This is a genomic window from Propioniciclava sp., assembly GCF_047602245.1.
GTDB lineage: Bacteria > Actinomycetota > Actinomycetes > Propionibacteriales > Propionibacteriaceae > Propioniciclava.
Genome location: NZ_JASGHT010000001.1, coordinates 3,285,607 through 3,305,359, shown reverse-complemented (window position 1 = coordinate 3,305,359; position 19,753 = coordinate 3,285,607). Strand labels below are relative to the sequence as shown.

General features: G+C 69.3%; 20 protein-coding genes. 8 read left to right on the top strand and 12 right to left on the bottom strand.

All coding sequences use genetic code 11. From position 1 onward, the window contains the following. Positions 1–3: 3 nt before the first annotated feature. From QM708_RS15625 to map, 6 genes are all read right to left on the bottom strand, one after another. Complete coding sequence (locus tag QM708_RS15625) at positions 4–1,395, bottom strand: peptidoglycan DD-metalloendopeptidase family protein (protein WP_415110642.1); 1,392 nt, start codon at positions 1,393–1,395, stop codon at positions 4–6. 42 nt (positions 1,396–1,437) lie between these two features. Further along, a complete protein-coding gene (gene ftsX, locus QM708_RS15620; protein WP_415110639.1) occupies positions 1,438–2,340 on the bottom strand; it encodes a permease-like cell division protein FtsX in 903 nt (300 codons plus the stop codon). Positions 2,341–2,367: 27 nt separating this feature from the next. Next, complete coding sequence (gene ftsE / locus QM708_RS15615; RefSeq protein WP_415110636.1) at positions 2,368–3,054, bottom strand: cell division ATP-binding protein FtsE; 687 nt, start codon at positions 3,052–3,054, stop codon at positions 2,368–2,370. A 13-nt stretch (positions 3,055–3,067) separates the two neighbouring features. Continuing rightward, positions 3,068–4,186: a peptide chain release factor 2 gene (gene prfB / locus QM708_RS15610; protein ID WP_415110633.1), complete on the bottom strand. Its 1,119-nt coding sequence runs from the start codon at positions 4,184–4,186 to the stop codon at positions 3,068–3,070. A 123-nt stretch (positions 4,187–4,309) separates the two neighbouring features. Beyond that, a complete protein-coding gene (locus QM708_RS15605; RefSeq protein ID WP_415110630.1) occupies positions 4,310–5,257 on the bottom strand; it encodes a cation diffusion facilitator family transporter in 948 nt (315 codons plus the stop codon). Positions 5,258–5,446: 189 nt separating this feature from the next. Further along, positions 5,447–6,223 (bottom strand): type I methionyl aminopeptidase, encoded by a 777-nt coding sequence (gene map / locus QM708_RS15600; protein ID WP_415110627.1) that lies wholly within the window; start codon positions 6,221–6,223, stop codon positions 5,447–5,449. A gap of 164 nt (positions 6,224–6,387) precedes the next feature. Between map and QM708_RS15595 the strand changes: the two genes are divergently transcribed. Together QM708_RS15595 and QM708_RS15590 are read left to right on the top strand one after the other, a co-directional pair. Then, on the top strand, positions 6,388–7,338 hold the full coding sequence (locus tag QM708_RS15595) for an alpha/beta hydrolase (RefSeq protein WP_415110625.1): 951 nt from the start codon (positions 6,388–6,390) through the stop codon (positions 7,336–7,338). Positions 7,339–7,342: 4 nt separating this feature from the next. After that, the gene (locus QM708_RS15590) at positions 7,343–8,272 is read left to right on the top strand and encodes an ankyrin repeat domain-containing protein (protein ID WP_415110622.1); all 930 of its coding nucleotides are present in this window, start codon (positions 7,343–7,345) and stop codon (positions 8,270–8,272) included. 157 nt (positions 8,273–8,429) lie between these two features. On the opposite strand, the gene QM708_RS15585 is transcribed toward QM708_RS15590, so the two are convergent. From QM708_RS15585 to QM708_RS15570, 4 genes are all read right to left on the bottom strand, one after another. Further along, on the bottom strand, positions 8,430–9,113 hold the full coding sequence (locus tag QM708_RS15585; RefSeq protein WP_415110619.1) for a response regulator: 684 nt from the start codon (positions 9,111–9,113) through the stop codon (positions 8,430–8,432). Between the two features lie 40 nt (positions 9,114–9,153). Then, on the bottom strand, positions 9,154–10,602 hold the full coding sequence (locus QM708_RS15580) for an ATP-binding protein (protein ID WP_415110616.1): 1,449 nt from the start codon (positions 10,600–10,602) through the stop codon (positions 9,154–9,156). Between the two features lie 167 nt (positions 10,603–10,769). Then, complete coding sequence (locus QM708_RS15575; RefSeq protein ID WP_415110613.1) at positions 10,770–11,441, bottom strand: response regulator; 672 nt, start codon at positions 11,439–11,441, stop codon at positions 10,770–10,772. Beyond that, a complete protein-coding gene (locus QM708_RS15570; protein WP_415110610.1) occupies positions 11,438–12,637 on the bottom strand; it encodes a sensor histidine kinase in 1,200 nt (399 codons plus the stop codon). Before QM708_RS15570 ends, QM708_RS15575 begins: the two co-directional genes overlap by 4 nt. Positions 12,638–12,775: 138 nt before the next feature. Between QM708_RS15570 and QM708_RS15565 the strand changes: the two genes are divergently transcribed. Genes QM708_RS15565 through QM708_RS15555 form a run of 3 tightly spaced genes read left to right on the top strand, consistent with a single transcriptional unit; the run spans position 12,776 to position 15,319 of the window. Further along, positions 12,776–13,675, top strand: a complete 900-nt coding sequence (locus QM708_RS15565) for an ABC transporter ATP-binding protein (protein WP_415110607.1) — start codon at positions 12,776–12,778, stop codon at positions 13,673–13,675. After that, on the top strand, positions 13,672–14,073 hold the full coding sequence (locus QM708_RS15560; RefSeq protein WP_415110604.1) for a hypothetical protein: 402 nt from the start codon (positions 13,672–13,674) through the stop codon (positions 14,071–14,073). Before QM708_RS15565 ends, QM708_RS15560 begins: the two co-directional genes overlap by 4 nt. 49 nt (positions 14,074–14,122) lie before the next feature. Next, complete coding sequence (locus QM708_RS15555; protein ID WP_415110602.1) at positions 14,123–15,319, top strand: aminotransferase class I/II-fold pyridoxal phosphate-dependent enzyme; 1,197 nt, start codon at positions 14,123–14,125, stop codon at positions 15,317–15,319. Between the two features lie 52 nt (positions 15,320–15,371). On the opposite strand, the gene QM708_RS15550 is transcribed toward QM708_RS15555, so the two are convergent. Continuing rightward, a complete protein-coding gene (locus QM708_RS15550; RefSeq protein ID WP_415110599.1) occupies positions 15,372–15,701 on the bottom strand; it encodes a nucleotidyltransferase family protein in 330 nt (109 codons plus the stop codon). 86 nt (positions 15,702–15,787) lie between these two features. On the opposite strand from QM708_RS15550, the gene QM708_RS15545 reads away from it, so the two are divergent. The 3 genes from QM708_RS15545 to QM708_RS15535 are packed head-to-tail and all read left to right on the top strand — an operon-like array spanning position 15,788 to position 18,800. Continuing rightward, positions 15,788–16,624 carry an SDR family NAD(P)-dependent oxidoreductase gene (locus QM708_RS15545; RefSeq protein WP_415110596.1) on the top strand — a complete coding sequence of 279 codons (837 nt, stop codon included), beginning with the start codon at positions 15,788–15,790 and terminating at the stop codon, positions 16,622–16,624. Between the two features lie 40 nt (positions 16,625–16,664). Beyond that, complete coding sequence (locus QM708_RS15540) at positions 16,665–18,002, top strand: amidohydrolase family protein (RefSeq protein ID WP_415110593.1); 1,338 nt, start codon at positions 16,665–16,667, stop codon at positions 18,000–18,002. A 42-nt stretch (positions 18,003–18,044) separates the two neighbouring features. Beyond that, positions 18,045–18,800 carry a purine-nucleoside phosphorylase gene (locus QM708_RS15535; RefSeq protein WP_415110590.1) on the top strand — a complete coding sequence of 252 codons (756 nt, stop codon included), beginning with the start codon at positions 18,045–18,047 and terminating at the stop codon, positions 18,798–18,800. Between the two features lie 23 nt (positions 18,801–18,823). On the opposite strand, the gene QM708_RS15530 is transcribed toward QM708_RS15535, so the two are convergent. Next, positions 18,824–19,747: a DMT family transporter gene (locus tag QM708_RS15530; RefSeq protein ID WP_415110588.1), complete on the bottom strand. Its 924-nt coding sequence runs from the start codon at positions 19,745–19,747 to the stop codon at positions 18,824–18,826. Positions 19,748–19,753: the final 6 nt, after the last annotated feature.

Below are 19,753 nucleotides of genomic sequence, written 5' to 3'. Positions count from 1 at the left end.
CGGTCAGGGCACGTACAGCACCGGGTTGACCGGGGCGCCGTCGAGCCGGACCTCGAAGTGCAGATGTGGTGTCGTCGACAGGCCGGTGTTGCCCACGTATCCGATGAGTTGGCCCTGCTTGACCTGCTGCCCGGCCGACACGACGACGCGCGACTGGTGCGCATAGCCGGTGGTCGTGTAGCGGCCGTTGATCACATTGCCGTGACCGATCAGCACGAAGTTGCCGAATCCACCGTTCGGGCCGGCCTTGAGCACGACGCCATCGCGGGCGGCGTAGATCGGCGTCCCGGTCGGCGCGCCCATATCGACGCCGTTGTGCGAACGCCACACCTTGAGGATCGGGTGGAACCGCTGGCCGAACGCCGAGCCGTAGCGGGCGTTGACCGGGCGGATGAAGCCGTAGGAGGATGTCGCACCGCCCTGGCGCGCCGCGGGAACCTCGGCCGCGTCGTTGCCGCCGGACGGCGCACGCATGCCCCGGGACGCCGCCGCGCGCTTCGCCTGCGCCTCGGCGGCCTGGCGTCGAGCGTTGTCCGCCTCGATGCGGGCGACCTCGCCCTTGATCTCGGCCTGGAGCCGGTCTTCCTCCGACTGCAGGCTGCGATAGGCCGCCTCGTCGGCGTCCAGTTCCGCCTGCGCGGCGATCCGCGCCTTCTGGTTGGCCGCCACCAACGATGCCACCGCGTTGCGCTGGTCGCGCGCCAACGCTTCGAGGCCGGCGACCTGGGCGACCATGCGCTCCGCGGACGCCTTCTCCTCCGCGATCCGGGCCTCGAGCTCGGCCTGCACCCGGCGGGCCTCTTCCATCTCGGCGAGGACGGCGTCCAGGCGCGCCTTCTCGGCGGCTTGGGTGTCGAAGATGGTGGTGCTCCACTGCAGCCGCTGGCTGAGTTCGGCCGGGGTCTCCGCGCCGAATACGATGCTGAGCCCTTCCAGATCGCTCTGCTGCTGGAAGGCGGTGCGGGCCGCGGCTCCGATCATGGCGACCTGGGCGTCCACTTCGGCCTCGGCCTCGGTGACACGCTGCTTGGCGACCTCCAGATCGGCACGCGCTTGATCCAAAGACGCGGCAATACGACGGTCTTCGGCACGGGCGTCGGCCAATTGCGTGGTCAATTCCGCCAGCGCGGCCTGCGCATTGTCGAGTTCGGCCTGCGAATCGAGCAGCTGCTGGGTGGCGACGCCCACCTTCTGGTGCGATTCATTGAGGCCGTCGCGCGCATTCTTCTGGGACTGCTGGGCGCTCGCGACCTGACGGCGCAGATCCGACAGCGTGTCGGCCGAGGCGGCCGGGATCATCAGGGACAGCGAGACGCCCGCGACCACGCAGGCACCCGCCACGCGGACGCGCACGCGCCCGCGCGCCTTCTGGCTTCCAGAGGGCTGATCAATCACGTCGTCTCCCAACGATCGCACGCACGACTACCAAGACGCGGCTCATACCTTGAGGAACCGCCGGGTCGCCACCAACGTCGGGATCATAGAGAGCAGGACGCTGACCACCACAACCCAGAAGGCCGTGGTCCCGACATGAGGCCAGTCGACCCAGGCGAATCCCTGAAGGGCAGGTTTAGCCTTTTCGACGATGACGAAGCGGTAGATCGCCGCCAGCGAGCCGGACGCGAGCAGGGCGCCACCGAGCGCGACGAGCAGCGCCTCAAGCAGGAAGGGCGCCATGATGTAGGTCTGGGAGGCACCGACCAACCGCATGATCTCGATCTCCCGGCGGCGGGTGAAGGCGGCCACCCTGATGGTGTTGCCGATCTGCAGCGCGGCCGCCAGGAGCAGGACCCCGGAGGTGCCCACGGCCAACCAGCGCCCCCAGTTCAGCCATTCGAAAAGCGGATCCAAGAACTGCCGGAGATCCTGAACATTCTGAACCCCCGGCTGCGTGCCGATCTCGGCGGTGACGCGCTGGTATTGCTCAGGATTCACCAGCTTGACCCTGAAAAGATCCTGCATATCCTCAGCCTTCATGGAGGCGATAATGGGCGAATCGGCGTACGCCTGCTTGAACTCCTCGAAGACCTCGTCCTTGCCCTGGTAGAAGACCTCCTGCACCTCGGGGTTGGCCTGAAGCGCCCCTTGGATCGCCGTCCGCTGCTCGTCGGTCGTGCCGACGCCCGGCGTGCAGTGCTCACCCTGGGTCGCAGGGGTGCACAGGAACACGGTGATCTCGATGCGGTCGTACCAGCGTCCCTTGATCAGATCCACCTGCTGCGCGACCAGCGCGCCCAGGCCGAACAGGGTCAGCGACACCCACATGGTGACCAGGATCGCCAGGTTCATACTGGCGTTGCGGCGGAGACCGGACGCGACTTCGGTCAGTGCATGGCGCATGTTCGTTCTACTCCTGTCGTGCCCGGCTCACTGGTAGCCGTAGACACCCTGGGCCTGGTCGCGGACGAGGCGGCCCTCGCTGAGCTGGATCACCCGGCGGCGCATCTGGTCGACGATGGTCGAGTCGTGCGTGGCCATCACGATCGTGGTGCCGTCCTTGTTGATCTGGTCGAGCAGCTTCATGATGCCCACGCTGGTCGCGGGATCGAGGTTGCCGGTGGGCTCGTCGGCCAGCAGGATCGAGGGACGATTCACCACCGCGCGCGCCAGCGCGGCACGCTGCTGCTCGCCGCCGGACAGCTCATCGGGCAGCCGATCGGCCTTGTCGAGCAGCCCCACCCGCTCAAGGGTGGCGGGCACGATCTCACGGATCTCGCGCGTGGGGCGTCCGATCACCTGCAGCGCGAACGCGACGTTCTCAGAAACCGTCTTGCCGGGCAGCAGCCGGAAGTCCTGGAAGACGGTGCCGATCTCGCGGCGCAGTTTGGGGATGCCCCACGAGCGCAGGCGGCCGACATCGCGTCCGTTCACCGTGACCGACCCCGCGCTCGGGCGCATCTCACGCAGCACGAGCCGCAGGAAGGTCGACTTGCCGGAGCCGGACGGGCCGACCAGGAACGCGAACTCGCCGTCGCCGATCTCGGCGGTCACCTGGGACAGCGCAGGCGTGCGCTGACCCGGATAGGTCTTGTCGACGTGGTCGAAAGAGATCACCAAAGCTCCCTGGTCAGGCCTGCGCGTCGATCTCGGAACGCTTGCGCCAGCGGATGCCCGCATCGATGAAGCCATCGATGTCGCCGTCGAAGACCGCGTCGGGGTTGCCGACCTCGTGCTCGGTGCGCAGATCCTTGACCATCTGGTAGGGGTGCAGCACGTAGCTGCGCATCTGCGAACCCCACGAGTTGCCGCCGTCGCCCTTGAGCGCGTTCAGCTCGGCCTCGCGGTCGCGGCGCGCCTTCTCGAGCAGGCGCGACTGGAGCACCTTCATCGCCGCCACCTTGTTCTGCAGCTGGCTCTTCTCGTTCTGGCAGCTGACCACGATGCCGGTGGGAAGGTGGGTGAGACGGACGGCCGAGTCGGTCGTGTTGACGCTCTGGCCGCCGGGGCCTGAGCTGCGGAACACGTCGACGCGGATTTCGGCCTCGGGAATGTCGATGTGGTCGGCCTCCGCGGTCACCGGCAGCACCTCGACGCCGGCGAACGACGTCTGGCGGCGTCCCTGGTTGTCGAAGGGGCTGATCCGGACCAGGCGGTGCGTGCCCTGCTCGACCGACAGGGTGCCGTAGGCGAACGGCGCCTTCACCTGGAAGGTGGCCGACTTGATGCCCGCCTCCTCGGCGTAGCTGATGTCGTAGACCTCGGCCGAGTAGCCGTGCCGCTCCGACCAGCGCAGGTACATCCGCAGCAGCATCTCGGCGAAATCGGCGGCGTCCACACCGCCCGCCTCGGAGCGGACCGTCACGACCGCGTCGCGCTCGTCGTACTCACCCGACAGCAAGGTGCGCACCTCAAGGGCGTCGATCTCGGTGCGCAGCGAGGTCAGTTCACGGTGGGCTTCTTCGAGCGTGCCGGCGTCGGCCTCTTCTTCGGCCAGTTCGACGAGGACGCCGAGGTCGTCCAGCCGTGAACGCAGGCTGCCCACGCGGTCGAGTTCGGAGTTGAGCTGGGACAACCGGGAGGTGACCTTCTGCGCGTTGTCAGGGTCATCCCACAGGTCGGGGGCGGCCACCTTCTCGGAGAGGTCGGCGATCTCGGCGCGCTTGCGCTCGGGGTCGACGACGGACTCGATGCTCGAGAGGGAACGGTCGAGGTCGGCGATCTCGGCTCGGATGTCAATGGCTGCCACGAGGGGTCAGCTTACCTGCCGCGGCCCTCGGGTCGGTGAGGTGCCAGGGTGTGGCGGCGTCCGGGCGGCGGCAGCGGTGGTCGCAGTGCCGGTACGGACGCCTGCTGAACCCTGGCCTCGGGCTCAGGGGTGCTTGAGCCCGCGCGGCTCGTGCTCGCTGATGTGCGCGGTCTCGATCTGGAACGTCGAATGCTGGACCGACACCGGGAAATGCTCGGCGACGCACTCCTTGATCGTGTGCAGGATCTCGGCGGCGTGGCCGTCGGCGAAGCAGCCGTCGTCCACCACCACGTGGCCGGTGAGTGTGGGCAGGCCGGTGGCCACCGTGGAGGCATGCAGGTCGTGCACCTCACGGACATGGTCGATGGCGAGGATGTGGGTGCGGACGGCGTCCAGGTCGAGATCCTTCGGGGTGAACTCCATCAGGACGCCGATCGCCTCGCGCGCCAGCCCGAACGCCCGCGGGGCGATCAGGGCGGCGATGAACAGGCCCGCGAGGGCGTCGGCCTGTTGATAACCGGTGGTGGCGATCACGACGGCGGCCACGATCACGCCGAGCGAGCCGAGCGCATCGTTGAGCACTTCCAGGAAGGCCGCGCGCATGTTCAGGTTCGCGCCCCGGCTGGAGGCCAGCACCCCGATGGAGGCGACGTTGGCGATCAGGCCGAAGACGCCGAAGGCGAGCAGTTCGCCCGCCGGCACCTCGGGTGGGGCGAACAGCCGCCGGACGCCCTCGATCGCGGCGTAGGTGCCGACGCCGAGCAGGACGGTCGCCTGCGCGAGGGCGGCGATCACCTCGACGCGCCGGAACCCCCAGGTCCGCTTCGAATCGGCCGGACGCAGCATCAGCGTGGCGGCGATCAGCGCCATCAGCAGGCCGGAGGCGTCCACCAGCGCGTGCGCGGTGTCGGTGAGCAGCGCCAGGCTGCCGGTGATCACCGAGCCGACGAGCTGGGCCACCACGATGCTCGCGGTGATGCCGAAGGCGATCCACAGCGTGCGGCGATGGTCCCCGGGCCGGCCGAGTTCATCCGGGGATGGCCCGTGATGGTGGTCGTGCCCCGCTCCCATCGTGCTGCCTTTCGATTGATCGATTTTCTTCGATCATAGGCACTTCACGGTCATGCTGCCTGGGCGGGGAATCTATTTCGAGATTGCCTGGGAATGGATCTCGATATCGAGGTGGTAGTGCGGACGGCCCTACTGCCGGAACCAAATCCCGAACAGACTTGAGCTCGTGAGATGATTCTCTTTCTCGAATTAGAAACTCGGCGGCAGGGTCAGGATCTCGGCGCCGTCGGGGGTGATCGCGATGGTGTGCTCGCTGTGCGCGGTGCGGCACCCGGTGACGCTGCGCAGCGTCCAGCCATCGGCGTCCACCGTCAACTCGGCGGTGTCCTGCATCACCCACGGCTCCAGGGCGAGCAGCAGGCCCGGCCGCAGTTTGTAGCCGCGCCCGGGGCGTCCGTTGTTGGGGATGTGCGGGTCCTGGTGCATGGTCGAGCCGATGCCGTGCCCGCCAAACTCGGTGTTCACCGGGTAGCCGGCCGCGCCGAGGGAGGCGCCGATCACGTGCGAGAGGTCGCCGACCCGGACGCCGGGGCGCGCCGCCGCGATCGCGGCGGCCAGGGCTTGCTCGGTCGCTTCGATCATGGCCACGCTCTCGGCCGGGCGCGACTCGCCCACGATGAAGCTGATCGCCGCGTCCGCCGCGACACCGCGCACCAACACGGCCAGGTCGAGGGTGAGCAGGTCGCCGTCGGCCAGCGCGTAGTCGCGCGGGCGGGCGTGCAGTACCGCGTCGTTGACGCCGGTGCAGATGTAGTGGCCGAACGGTCCCCGCCCGAAGGAGGGCGCATAGTCGACGTAGCAGGATTCGGCGCCCGCGCCGAGGATCATCTCCTTGGTCCAGGCGTCGATGTCGAGCAGGTTCGTGCCGACCACGGCGCGCTGCTTCATCGTGTGCAGGATCTCGCCGACCAGCGCGCCTGCCTCTTTCGCGCGCGCCAGCTGGGACGGGTTCAGGATTTCGATCATCACGGCCTTTCTCGCAAGGCCTGTGACTATACGAGATCACGGACCAGCGACCCGGTGACGGACCTTCGCCGGGACACCGATCGCCCCGTGGCACTGTCTCCGAATCCGGCCTGGCGCGCGTTGTTGCGGTCTCACCGGGTGTTCCTGGCGCCTACGCTGACGAGATGGCAGCCAGCACCGGGAGCGATGCGCCGCAATCTCCCACGTCCCCGACGTCGCTCGACTATGCCGCGCTGGTGCCACCGCCTCATCGCCGGGCGGCGGGGGCGGAGCCGGTCTCCACCTGGTGGTCATGGCGGGGCTACCGGGTTCATGTCGCGCGGGCGCCGCGGCCGCAGGCGCCGGTGCGGGTGGTCGCCGTGCACGGTGTGGCCGGGCACAGCGCTGCGCTGTGGCCGCTGGCCGCATTGCTGGCCTCGCGAGGCCTGGAGGTGGCCGCCCTCGACCTGCCGCTGTATGGGGCGACGACCTGCCCCGAGCCGGGCGCCGTCCGCTATGGCGACTGGGTGGATCTGCTCGCCGATTTCGTCGCCACCGAGGACGATGGGCGTCCCGTGATTCTCTTCGGAGCAAGCATGGGTGGCCTGCTCGCCTACCAGGCCGCCCACCGTTCGGCGGCCGTGGACGCCGTGGCCGCGACCTGCCTGCTCGACCCGCGAGACCGGCGGGTTGCGACCCAGCTGACCCGTTTCGGGTCGCTCGGTTTGCTGGCCCTGCCGCTGTCCGTCCTGGTTCGGGGACGCCTCGGCGAGGTGATGATTCCGGTGCGCCGGGTCGCGGACCTCACCCGGATCAGCCGTGATCCGCGGATGGCGCGCCTGTGCGCGTCCGACCCTCGCGGAGGGGGCGCGCTGGTGCCGCTGGGGTTCCTCGCCTCCTATCTGCGCTATCGGCACACCGTTGCGGCCCGAACCCGGACGCCGCTGTTGCTCGTCCACCCCACCCACGACGCCTGGACTCCGGTGGAGCTCAGCATGCGTTTCCTGCGCCGGATCGCCGCGCCCAGCACCGTGGTGCTGTTGCGCGAATGCGGACATTTCCCGATCGAGGAACCTGGGATCACCGACCTTCTCGATGCGATCGACCGGTTGGCCGCCGGATTGCGGCCAGAATGAGGAGATGACGACCACCTGGCGCGACCTTCTGCTCGGCCAACTCGACTTCTACTGGCAGGCTCACCTGTGGCCCCGGCTGCGCGGGCTCAGCGATCACGAGTATCTGTGGGAGCCCGCCGACGGCGCCTGGACCCTGCACGAAGGCGAAGACGGCGTGGTGCGGATCGAGGCGGTCGTCCCCGAACCTCCGGTGGCCCCGGTCACCACTATCGCCTGGCGGATGGCTCATGTCGGACGCGACGTGCTCGGCAAGCGGGCGCGCGCCTTCTTCGGTGGTTCGGACGCCCCCGCCGACATGTACGACGACCGGCACTGGCCCGAACCGCTGCCGCTGACCGCCGACGGCGGTCTGGCCTTGCTCGAACGCGGCTACACCTGCTGGCGCGACGGTATCGCCGCACTCGATGACGAGGCCTTGCTGCGTCCGCTCGGCCCCCGAGGCGGACCGTTCGCGCACGACTCGATGGCCGCGCTGGCGATGCACCTGAACCGGGAAACGATGGCGCACGGCGCGGAGATCTGCCTGCTGCGCGACCTCTACCGTGCCCAGGTGACCCACGGTGATCCCCTGGTGCGCGCCGCTTACGCGGGCCGGGCTGGGGATGCCGAACGCCGCATCCGCCAGAGGGGAAGCCTGAACTCGGTCACGCGCTGGCATCCATCCCTGCTCGCGGACGTCGCCGCCTTGCACCACTGGAGCACCGTGCGCGTGCTGATCGACCAGGGCTTCCCGGTGAACAACGCCACCGACCACGGCACTACCGCCCTGCACTACGCGGCGTCCGCCGGTGAGTTGAGCATGGTCACCATGCTGATCGAACACGGAGCCGACCCCACCTTGGTGGACTCCACCTACGGCATGGACGCCGCCGGCTGGGCCGGCCACTTCGGCCACACCGAGGTCGCCGCCTACCTACGCACCATGCCTAGATGAGCACCCCGATCCGACAATGGAGGGACATCCGCCGGAATCGTCACACTCATCAGGGGTGGGAGCGCGCCCAGAGCAGATGACTGTGACGTTTTCGGCACTTCTCTTCACCGCGTCCGCCATGCGCGACGGTCAGGAACCCGCTTCGTCAGAAACCCGGTCATGGGCGGGGCCGATCCAAGCGGTAGCCGATGCCACGCACGGTACGAATCAGGGCCGGACGCCCCGGCTCCGGCTCGATCTTGGCGCGCAGGCGCTGCACCACGGCGTCCACCAAACGAGAATCGGCCGCGTAACCGTAGCCCCAGACTCGTTGCAGCAGTTGGTGCCGGCTGAGCACCTGCCCGGCATGGTCGGCCAACTCCAGCAGGAGCCGGAGTTCGGTGGGAGTCAGCGCGACCGGCTCGCCGCCCCGGGCCACCACCATCGCGGCTCGATTGATCGCGAGATCGCCGAACAGCGTCACCGGCTCGCCTTCGATCGGCGCGGCGCGGCGCAGCACGGCTTTGATCCGGGCGTCCAGGACACGAGGTTCGACGGGCTTGGTGACGTAGTCGTCGGCACCACACTCCAGGCCGGCGACGATGTCGACCGGATCCGACCGTGCGGTCAGCATGATGATCGGCAGCAAAGAGGACGCCCGCACCCGGCGTGCCGTCTCGAAACCGTCGATGCCGGGCATCATCACGTCCAGCAGCATCACGTCGAACGGGCGCTCTGCCATCGCAGCCAGTCCTGCTTCACCTGTCGCCGCCAAGACGACCCGGTGCCCCAGCGAAGTCAGCGCGAGACGGAGGGCGTCCGCCACACCCGCATCGTCCTCGACCAGCAGCAATGTGCTCACAGCGCCTCCAGAGGATCGTCCTGACCCAGCAGCAATGCGCTCACGACGCCTCCGGAAGGTCATCCGCTTCTGCATCCGGCTGGTGGGGCAGCGTCAGCCGGAACGTCGATCCGTCCGGCTCCAGTGTGAGCGAGCCGTCCAGCAGGCGAGCGTTCTCGGCCGCGATGGCCAAACCGAGTCCGGACGAGGCACCGTGCCGGGACTCGTCACCGCGCACGAACCGGTCGAACACACGGCCACGAAGGGCGTCGGGCACTCCCGCACCGCCGTCGTGAACCTCGACCGTCACCCTCGCATCGTCGCAGACCAACCCCACCACAACGGGTGGTTCGCCGTGCTGGACCGCATTCGCCACTAGATTCCGGACGACGGTGCGCGCCCGAACCGGGTCCGTGGTGAGCGGCAGTTCGGACGGTCCGGTATAGACGATCTCCACACCGGCGTCACCGATCACCTCCGCGATCAGGTCGACCAGGTCGATGCGACTCGTCACCACGGGCGCCCGCCCTGCGTCCATTCGGCTGATCTCCAGCAGGTCTTCGGTCAGCGCGGAAAGCCGGACAAGCTGGGGAGCCACCAGGGCCGCGGCCTCGTCTCTGGTTGCGGGATCACGCAGCGCTTCGGCCGACGCCAGCAGGGCTGCGGTCGGCGTCCGTAATTCATGGGCGACGTCGGAGACGAACCGCCGCTGAGCTTCGTTGACCCGCTCCAGTTCGGCGATCTGGCCGGTCAGCCGGTCGGCCATCGTGTTGACCGCGCGCGACATCGCCGCCACATCGTCGTCGCCGACCACCGGAATGCGGGCCGAGAGGCCGCCCGCCGCCACCGCCTCGGCCATCCGCCCAGCCCTGCTGATGGGGCGGATCACGCTCCCCGCCAGCGCGAAGGCCAGCATTGCGGACGCCACGACGATGAACGCCGACCGCACCTGCAGCGTCCGCTGCAGCGCGGGAACCGGATCAGCCTGCTCATCAAGGTTGAGGGTGCGCACCACCATCCAGGGGATCTCCTGATCCTGGCCAACGGCTGGCTGGAACACGCCCAAGGAGATCAAGAACCGGCCGCAAGGTTCGGTCCACCACCCCGTGCTCCCGGGCGATCCGAGTGTCACCCGCATCGGCCGTTGCAGACACTCAGGCCGGGTGCGGCTGACCGGACCCCAGTCGTTCACCAGCCGCGCCACGAGCGCGCGCTCGGGATCCGGCACCGGGAGCGACTGCCCGTGATTCGCCTCACCGGACTCCGGCGGAATCAGGAGCAGTTCGGACGGCAGCCGGTCATCGCCTTCGTATCCGCGCCACCCTGCCGCCTCCAAGGCGTCCAGTGTGCGAGCGGATGGATCGACCGCCAGCGCATTGCGCAGTTCGGCGACATCGCGCATCACCAACCCCTCGAGTTGCCGCCCCAGGTTCTGCCGATGCTGGTCAGCCGCCCACGCCGTCGTGGTGAGCGTGAGCGCGCCACACGCCGCGACAACCGCGGCGACCATCGCCAGAGCAGTCCGTCCTCGCAGCCCTGGGCCTCGCAACCATCGTCCCCGTCGCGGCAGCCTCCTCATCAGCAGCACCTCCTCGCCCCAGCGTTGCAGAGAAATGTCCGGGTTCTGTCACAGAATCGCGAGGATTCGCTCCTGGTCGAGCGATCCGTGCCGCCAGATCAGCCGAGGGCGGCGATACCCGCCCGCAAAGCAAACAGGACGAGCTGGACTCGGTCGCGGGCACCCGTCTTCGCGATCAGGTTGCCGATATGGGTCTTGACCGTCGGCATGCTGAGCCAGAGACGGTCGCAGATCTCCTGGTTGCTGAGACCGTGGGCGACGAGCGCGAGCACCTCGCGTTCGCGCGGAGTCAATGTCGCCGCCCTTCTCGCCTCGGACATCGTCACCTGATGAGTCCCGTTGACCCCCGCCACGGTCCGGTAGGTCGCGAACAGGCGGCGGGTCGGTCCGGGCGAGATGACCGCGTTGCCGTCGTGAACGGTGCGGATCGCGGCGAGAAGTTCGTCAGGCGGGGTGTTCTTGAGCAGGAACCCGGCGGCGCCGCGCTCGATGGCGGTGAGCACGGAGTCGTCGTCTTCGAAGGTGGTCAGGATGATGATCCGGGTCGAGGTTCCGCCCGCCACCAGCGCCTCGGTGGCGGCGAGGCCGTCCATACCCGGCATCTGGATGTCGCACAGGAGCACATCCGGCACCTCGCGACGGTGCTGGCGGAGGGCGTCCGCACCATCGATGGCCTGCCAGAGCACGCCCATGTCGGGTTGGGCGTCGAGGATCATGGCGAGTCCGGCGGTGAACAGCGGCTCGTCGTCGGCGAGGGCGACGGTGATCACGGACGGCTCCACGGCAGGGTCGCGGCAACGGTCCAGCCACCGGCGGTGGGATCGGGCCCGGCGTGGATGGTCCCGCCCAGGCAGCGTGCTCGTTCGCCCATGCCGACCAGCCCGTGCCCGCGACGCGCGGGCGGCGCGGCAGGACGCGTGGCCGGATTGGCGATCATCAGGTCGACGGCGCCGTCCATCACCGCGACGCGCACGGTCACCGGCGCGCCGGGCGCATGCTTGGCGGCGTTGGTGAGCGCTTCTTGGACGATCCGGTATCCGGCGCGGGCCACATGCGCCGGCACCTCGCCCAGGTCACCGGACGCCTGCAGGCGGATGCGCTCATTGCTGCCGCGGAACGTGCCGATCAACGCGGGCAGGTCGGTCAGCAGCGGTGCCGGACGCCGCAGGGCCGCCCCGTCCTCGGTGCGAAGGACGTCGATCAGGCCACGCACTTCGTCGACCGCACCCCGGCTCAACCGGCCGATGCCGGCCAAGGCCGCATCGGCGCGGTCAGGATCGGCGCGCAGCACATGCCGGGTGCCTTCGGCCTGCATGGCGATGGCGTTGAGCGAATGGCCGAGGATGTCGTGCATCTCCCGGGCGATCGTGGCGCGTTCGTCCGCCGCCGCCAAACGGCGCTCGACCTCTTGTTGGGCCTCCAACACCGCGGCGCGCTCGATCGCCGCTTCATAGCGGGCGCGCGCTTGCCGCCGCACGACCCCGATCAGGCCCGCGACGACGAGTTGGGCCAGCACGGCGACGACGCCGATCGACCATGCGCGCCAATCGTCGACGCGGGGTGCGGAGGCGACGTGCATCCCGCTGACGGCACCGGCCAGGACGAGCGCGGTGAAGATCCAGCGGGCCGGAGGCGCGGTGTGGGTCTGCGCGGTGTAGGCCGCAAGCAGGCACATCAACAAGGCGAAGAGCCCGGCCTGCGGAACCACCACCAGGTGCACCAGGAGGAACATCGCGAGCACCGACAACGACACGACCGGCCACAGCCGTCGCACGGCGACCGCGGCGCAACAGCCGGCCACGATCAGCACGTACACCGTCTGCGCGGGTGTCTCGAACGAGGCGCCCGGAAAACTGGCCACACCGATGATGCCCAGCACGACGGCGAGCGCCGCGTCGAGCACCCAGCGGTGGGCGTCCAGGAATCGCGGCGCGACGGCGGGGCGTCCGCGGGGCAACGATTCCATGATCACCGACGTTACCCAGCGGCACCTCATCCCGGCTCATGCCCCGGTATGAGGTGCAGATCCGTACCCGGGCACGATCTGTCGCGGCGGCGTCCTCGTCAAGGTGGAACCCATGACCATCACCGCCACCAGACGCCCATGAGCGCCGTCATCACCACCCACGGTTTGACCAAGATCTTCCGCCACCACACCGCCGTCGATTCGCTCGACCTGGTGGTGCCGCACGGGCAGGTCTACGGGTTCCTCGGCCCGAACGGGTCGGGCAAGTCCACCACGATGAAGATGCTGCTAGGCCTGACCCAGCCCACCAGCGGCTCCATCACCTTGTTCGGCGAACCGCTGACCCGCGCCTCGCGGATGAGGTTGCTGCCGTCGATCGGCTCGATGATCGAGGCGCCGCCCGGGTACGCGCACCTGACCGGGCGCGAGAATATGCGCATCGTGCAGGACATGCTCGACCTGACGACCGCGCAGATCGACCATGCGCTGGCCACCGTGCGGTTGACCGAGCAGCAGCACAAACTGGTGCGCCACTACTCCCTCGGCATGAAGCAGCGTCTCGGGATCGCGATGGCGCTCGCCCGCGATCCCTCCCTGCTAATTCTCGACGAGCCGACCAACGGTCTCGACCCGGCCGGCATCGAAGAGGTGCGAGGCTTGCTGATCCGGCTCGCGGGTGAGGGCATCACCGTGATGGTGTCCAGTCACCTGCTCGACGAGATCGACAAGATGGCCTCGGTGCTCGGCATTCTCGCCGGCGGCCGGATGATCTTCCAGGGCAGCCGCGACGACCTCTTCGCCCAGTCCGTTCCGGACCTCGTCATCGAGACCCCGGACCCAGCCGCCGCGCTCGCCCAGGCCGGCCACGCCACCCCGGTCGCAGGAGGCGTCCGGCTCAGTGGCCTCGACAAGGAAAAGACCGCGGCCGTGGTGCAGCGGATGGCCGTCGCCGGCGTCCCGATCTACCAGGTGCGCCGCGTCCAACAGAGCCTGGAAGACGTGTTCATGGACCTCACCGGACGCGGAGGCCTGCTGTGATCCGCGCCGTCGGTCTGGAGTTCCGCAAGATGCGGCGGTTGCGTTCGGTGCCGATCCTGGTCGTGCTCATCGTCGCCGTCGCCGCCTTGTCGAGCATGATGCTGTTCTCCGGGAGCGCCCGGCAGAGCTTCGACGATCCGTCCGCGATGCCGTGGACGTGGCTGCTGATGACCTACACGCTGATGGGCGCGATGACCTCGCCGATCCTGACCTCGGTGCTCGCCAGCCGCCAGACCGACCTGGAGCATGCCGGGTCCGGCTGGTTGCTCGCCGGGTCGGCCGGTCTCACGCCCGGCATGCTCTGCCGCGCCAAGCTCGCCGCGCTGAGTGCGCTGCTGCTGCCCGCCATTGCCGCCCAGACGCTGCTCATCATCGGTGCCGGACGCCGTCAGCGGTAATGTCGCGAGGACGACATCCCGCTCGTCGCAGAACCGTTCAGGAGTCCTGATGAAGCTCACCCACCGCGCCCAGCATGCCGAGCCGTTCCACGCGCTCGCGTTCGGTGAGCGCGCGGCCGCGCTGGAGGCGGACGGTCATCGCGTGGTGAAGCTATCGATCGGTGAACCCGATTTCGGCGCGCCGCCGGCGGTGCTCGAGGCGATGCGGGACGCAATGGATGGACGACCGCTCCCCTACACACCTGCGCTCGGGCTTCCGGCGTTGCGGGCGGCGATCGCCGGGTTCTATCGCGACAAGCACGGTGTCGAGGTCGATCCGGCGCGGATCGCGATCACCACCGGTGCCTCCTCCGCGCTTCTGCTGGCCACCGCCGCGACCACCGAAGCGGGTGACGAGGTGATCATCGCCGACCCCTCCTATCCCTGCAATCGCGAGATGGTGACGTCGTTCGGTGGCACGCTCGTCAGCGTTCCCACCACGGCGGACACGCGCTACCAACTCGATGTGGCGAGTGTCGAGGCGGCGTGGAGCGAGCGGACGAACGCGGTGATGATCGCGAGCCCGTCCAACCCGACCGGAACCACCATCCCGTTCGCGGAATTGGCGGCGATCTGCGACCTGGCCCGCACTCACGGCGCGTGGCGGATCGTGGATGAGATCTATCTCGACCTCGCCGATCCGGACGACAACGGCACTCCCGCGCCGACCGTGCTCGCTGCCGATCCCGAGGCGATCGTGATCGGCAGCTTCTCGAAGTATTTCGGGATGACCGGCTGGCGCCTGGGCTGGGCGGTTGTCCCCGAGGAACTCGTCGCCGCGGTCGAGAAGCTGGCGATGCACTACTTCCTGTCCGCCTCCACGCCCGCACAGCACGCCGCACTGGCGGCGTTCACCCCCGAGTCGCTGGCCGTCTGCGAGCAGCGCCGCCTCGAGTTGGTGGCCCGCCGCCACCTGGTGCTGGACGGCCTCGCCACCCTGGACCTGCCCGTGCCGGTCACACCCGACGGCGCGTTCTACGTCTACATCGACGTCTCCCGCACCGGCCTGGACGCCTGGACGTTCTGCGAACGAGCCCTCGACTCCGCGCACGTCGCCCTCACCCCAGGACGCGACTTCGCCACGGCGACCGCCAACACCCATGTGCGCTTGTCGTACGCGGCCTCCCGTGAGGACTTGGCCGAAGGCCTCGCACGCCTCGGCATGTTCCTCTCGCAACTGGCCGACCACACACCTTCGCCATCGTGACGGCGTCCGACGTGTGACCGGCGGGCTGGATCGGCTGGCGTGGTGCGCCGACTCACAGCTCAACCGCCTCCTCCAGCGCGGAACTGGAAACCGGCCGTTTGAGCAACTGCACCGGGAACACGTCGACGTCGTCACGTTCGAACAAGACCCGAGCCTCTTCCATGAGCCCGGACGCCCTCATCAGCAGGTTGCCGTCTGCGGGATCCATCTCGACGAGGATGTCGATGTCGCTGTCCGCGTGTGCCGTGCCGCGCGCAACCGAACCGAACAACCGGGGGTTGGTCGCCGCATACTTGGCCAGGAGTGCTTGGAACTCGTCACGCCGCGCTTCGAGGAGCTCGCGCAAGGCGCGAGTCTCGGGCGTCGTGGCGACCTTCGGCATGGCCCCACGATATCCGGGCTCCCAGCGATTCGGTATCACCGCTACGGTGGGGCCGGAATCGATACCTGCAGGAAATGAGGTGCGGGATGCGTGATGGCGGGCTCCCCGATCTGACCGGGCAGCGGGTGCTGATCACCGGGGCGAGTGGTCATATCGGCGCCGGGATCGCGCGCCGCTTCGCCGCCGCCGGGGCTGCGGTCGCCGTCCATGCCCGGCGTGAGGACGATCGCATCAACGGACTCGTGGACGAGCTGCGCAGCATCACCACGACGACCGCCGAGGGCGCACACCCCCACACCTCGACGACGGACAGGCCGGAGTTCCTCAAGGCCGGCGCCATGACCACGGCGGTGTTCGCCGATCTGGACGCCGCGGGCGCGGCGGACGATCTGGTCGCCCAGGCGGTCCGGGCGCTGGGCGGATTGGATGGGCTGGTCAACAACGCCGGCGTCCAACCGGTGACACCTCTCGCGGCGCTGACCCGCGCGGAGTGGGACGCGGTGCACCGCACGAACCTTTCCGCGGTGTTCGACCTGAGCCGCGCCGCGGCGTCGGTCATGGCTCGGGGATCCTGGATCACCCATATCGCCTCCGTCGAGGCGAGCCGCCCGGCGTCCGGGCACGCTCATTACGCCGCGGCCAAAGCGGGGGTCGTGATGCACGCCCGTGCCGCCGCGCTCGAGTACGGACCGCACGGAATCCGGGTGAACACGGTCTCCCCGGGGCTGATCGACCGGCCCGGACTGGCCGAGGACTGGCCGGCGGGGGTGGCCAGTTGGCTGGCCCAGGTGCCGCTCGGACGCCTCGGCTCAGCCGAGGACGTGGGGAACGCCTGCGTGCTGCTCGCCTCGCCCGCGGCGTCCTTCATCACTGGCCAGGACCTCGCGGTCGATGGCGGCATGCTGACCACCCCGGGCTGGTAACGTCCGGATCACCCCACGGCCGCGAGAAGAGGACGCCCTGATGACCCAGACCGCCACGCTCGGCGCCGTGTTGCGAGCCGACGCGATGCTCGTTCCCGGCGAGGACGGCTCCCCGTTCCGGGTGATCGCCCCAGCGGAGTGCGTGATCGACGACGAGGGCCGGATCGCCTACGCGGGCCCGCCCCGCGACACCTCGCGTCCGACGCATGAACTCACCGGCCAGGTGCTGATGCCGGGCCTGGTCAACGGGCACACCCATTCGGCGATGACGCTGATGCGCGGCGTCTCCGACGACGAGGGTTTCATGCCGTGGCTCGCGGCCGTGCAGGGCGTCGAGCAGGGCATGACCCGCGACGATGTCGTCGCCGGCGTGGAGCTCGCGATGCTGGAGATGATCGCGACCGGCACCACCGCGTTCGCCGACATGTACCACTGGGACGCCGGACTGCTGCGGTTGGTCAGCGACGCCGGCATGCGCGTGTTCGCCGCGCCCGCCTGCCTCGGTGCCGAGGTGGTCGGCTTTCCGGGGGTGAGTTTCTCGACCGGCACCGAGGTGCTGGACGAGACCGAGGCGCTCGCCGAACAGTTCGCCGGCGATCCCCGGATCCGTCTCGGCTACGGTCCGCACGCGCCCTACACCTGCGCGCCCGAACTGCTGCGTGACATCCGGGACCGCGCGCTGCGCACCGGCATCCCGGTCCAGATCCATGTCTCCGAGTCGGCCGCCGAGGTCGCCGACATCACCGATCGCTACGGCGCCACCCCCGGCCGTCACCTCGCTGCGCTCGGCCTGTTCGATGCCGAGGTGCTCGCCGCGCACTGCGTCCATCTGACCGCCGGCGAGATCACCACGTTCGCCGATCATGGTGCCGCGATCAGCCACAATCCGGTCTCGAACCTCAAGCTCGGCTGCGGTATCGCGCCGCTGCCGGCGTTCCTGGACGCCGGCGTCCGGCTCGCCCTCGGCACCGACTCGGTGGCCAGCAACAACTCCCTCGACCTGTTCGAGGAGATCAAGACCGCCACGATCCTGCACCGCGGTGTGCATCAGGACGCCGCGATCGTGCGCGGCAGCGACGTCCTCGACATCGCCACCCGCCGAGGCGCGGCCGCGATCGGATTCCCCGATGCGGGCGCCGTGGAGGTGGGCCGGTTCGCCGACGTGATCACCCTCGACATCTCGGGGGCAGCGCAGGCACCGTTCACCGCCGAGCGCCTGGTCTCGCATCTCGCGTTCGCCGCGTCCGGACGCGACGTGCGGCACGTCTTCATCGGCGGACGGCACGTCTACGCCGACGGCGACTACCTGACCTTGGACGCCGCAGGCATCCTCGCCCGGGCGCGAGCGTCCGCCGCACGCTTGCGGGCAACCGCCTGACCAGCAGACCCGACCATTCCCCACCAGAGAAGAGCGACGCTCATGCCTCCCGTGCGACTTCCCGATGACGCCGAACTGCCCCTGCTGCGCGCTCGCGTAAGCGATCTGCCCAAGCGCGCGCTCGTGGTCGGCGATCCGGCCCGCGCGGCGCGGGCGTCCGAGCGCCTGGACGATGTGCGGCAGCTCAGCGGCAACCGCGAGTACCACGTCTTCGCCGGAACCTATCGCGGCGTCCCGGTAACGATCGCCTCGCACGGCGTCGGCGCGGCCGGGGCGGCAGTGTGCTTCGAGGAGTTGTGCCGGGCCGGTGTCACCCGCCTGATCCGCTCGGGGACGGCCGGCGGCATGCAGCCCGACATCCTCGACGGCGCCGTCGTGGTCGCCACCGGCGCCATCCGCGCCGACGGGGTCAGCCATCAGCTGGTCCCGACCGAGTTTCCCGCGCTGGCCACGCCACGCCTGACGCTCGCGCTTGAGGACGCCGCCGCCCGCAGCGGCCTCACCGTGCGCAGCGGTGTGGTGGTCACCGGCGACATGTTCTATCCCAGCGACGTCATCGTCGGGGTTGACCTGCCGCTGTGGCAGCGCGCGGGAGCCGTCGCCGTCGAGATGGAGGCCGCCGCGCTCTTCGTCATCGCCGCCCTGCACGGAGCCGAGGCCGCCGCCCTGTTCGCGATCGACGGCAATCCGCTCGCCAAGAAAGACGAGTCGATGGACGGTTACGACCCCTACCGCGAGATCGTCACCCGCGCGGTGGACGCCGCCCTCGACGCGGCACTCGAGGTGCTCGTCTCCTGACTCCGTCCGTGAACAGGTGGGCATCATCCCGCTTCGACGGAAGTAGCGAGCGGTCGTGAGGCACCATTGCGGGCGCGAACGGCCAGTAGTGCGCAGCCGACGACCGCGATGCCGCCGACCATGGTCTGCCAGCCGATGTGCTCGCCCAGCAGCAGCGCCGCCCAGAGGAGCGTCATCACCGGCTGGGACAATTGCACCTGGCTGACCTGCGCCATCGGCCCGATGGCCAGGCCGCGGTACCAGGCGAAGAATCCGAGGAACATGCTCACCACGGCGAGATAGCCGAACGCGCCCCATTCGACCGGGGTGGCGGTGACCGGCTGCCGCGCCACCGCGACGCCGGCCAGCAGGATCATCACCGGCGAGGCGAGCACCAGCGCCCACGAGATCGTCTGCCAGGACCCGAGCGAACGAGAGAGCAGCCCGCCCTCGGCGTACCCGATCCCGCACACGATCACCGCGGCGAACAGCAGCAGGTCGGCGGCATGCAGCCCGCCGAAACCGCCGCCCTGCACGGTCGCGAAGACGATGGCCGCGAGCGCGCCGAAGGTGGCAGCGACCCAGAAGGAGCGCGCCGGGCGCTCACCGGTCCGCAGCACCGCACACACCGCGGTCGCCGCGGGGAGCAGCGCGATCACCACGGCTCCATGGCTCGCTGGCGTGGTGGTGAGCGCGAACGAGGTGAGCAGCGGGAACCCGGCCACCACGCCACCGGCGACGACGACGAGTTGAAGCCATTGCCGGCCGCGCGGCGGTCTCTGCCGGGTGAGCACAAGGGCGGCCGCAGCGAGCAGCGCCGCGATGACCGCGCGTCCGGAGCCGACGAACAGCGGCGACATGTGCCCGTTCCCGACCGCGATGCGCGTGAAGGGAACCGTGAAGGAGAAGGCGATGACGCCGAGCAGCCCCCACACCAGACCCGCACGAGCGCCTGGTAGCGGCCGCACCATTCG

Coding starts and splice junctions, on each gene's coding strand:
- QM708_RS15535 (WP_415110590.1), top strand. CDS start 18,045: ATGCCTCCCGTGCGACTTCCCGATGACGCCGAACTGCCCCTGCTGCGC.
- QM708_RS15580 (WP_415110616.1), bottom strand. CDS start 10,602: ATGGTCGCCGCGGTTGTCGCGGCGTGTGGCGCGCTCACGCTCACCACG.
- QM708_RS15605 (WP_415110630.1), bottom strand. CDS start 5,257: ATGGGAGCGGGGCACGACCACCATCACGGGCCATCCCCGGATGAACTC.
- QM708_RS15565 (WP_415110607.1), top strand. CDS start 12,776: ATGAGCGCCGTCATCACCACCCACGGTTTGACCAAGATCTTCCGCCAC.
- map (WP_415110627.1), bottom strand. CDS start 6,223: ATGATCGAAATCCTGAACCCGTCCCAGCTGGCGCGCGCGAAAGAGGCA.
- QM708_RS15570 (WP_415110610.1), bottom strand. CDS start 12,637: ATGGAATCGTTGCCCCGCGGACGCCCCGCCGTCGCGCCGCGATTCCTG.
- QM708_RS15590 (WP_415110622.1), top strand. CDS start 7,343: ATGACGACCACCTGGCGCGACCTTCTGCTCGGCCAACTCGACTTCTAC.
- QM708_RS15595 (WP_415110625.1), top strand. CDS start 6,388: ATGGCAGCCAGCACCGGGAGCGATGCGCCGCAATCTCCCACGTCCCCG.
- QM708_RS15550 (WP_415110599.1), bottom strand. CDS start 15,701: ATGCCGAAGGTCGCCACGACGCCCGAGACTCGCGCCTTGCGCGAGCTC.
- QM708_RS15545 (WP_415110596.1), top strand. CDS start 15,788: ATGCGTGATGGCGGGCTCCCCGATCTGACCGGGCAGCGGGTGCTGATC.
- QM708_RS15555 (WP_415110602.1), top strand. CDS start 14,123: ATGAAGCTCACCCACCGCGCCCAGCATGCCGAGCCGTTCCACGCGCTC.
- QM708_RS15540 (WP_415110593.1), top strand. CDS start 16,665: ATGACCCAGACCGCCACGCTCGGCGCCGTGTTGCGAGCCGACGCGATG.
- ftsX (WP_415110639.1), bottom strand. CDS start 2,340: ATGCGCCATGCACTGACCGAAGTCGCGTCCGGTCTCCGCCGCAACGCC.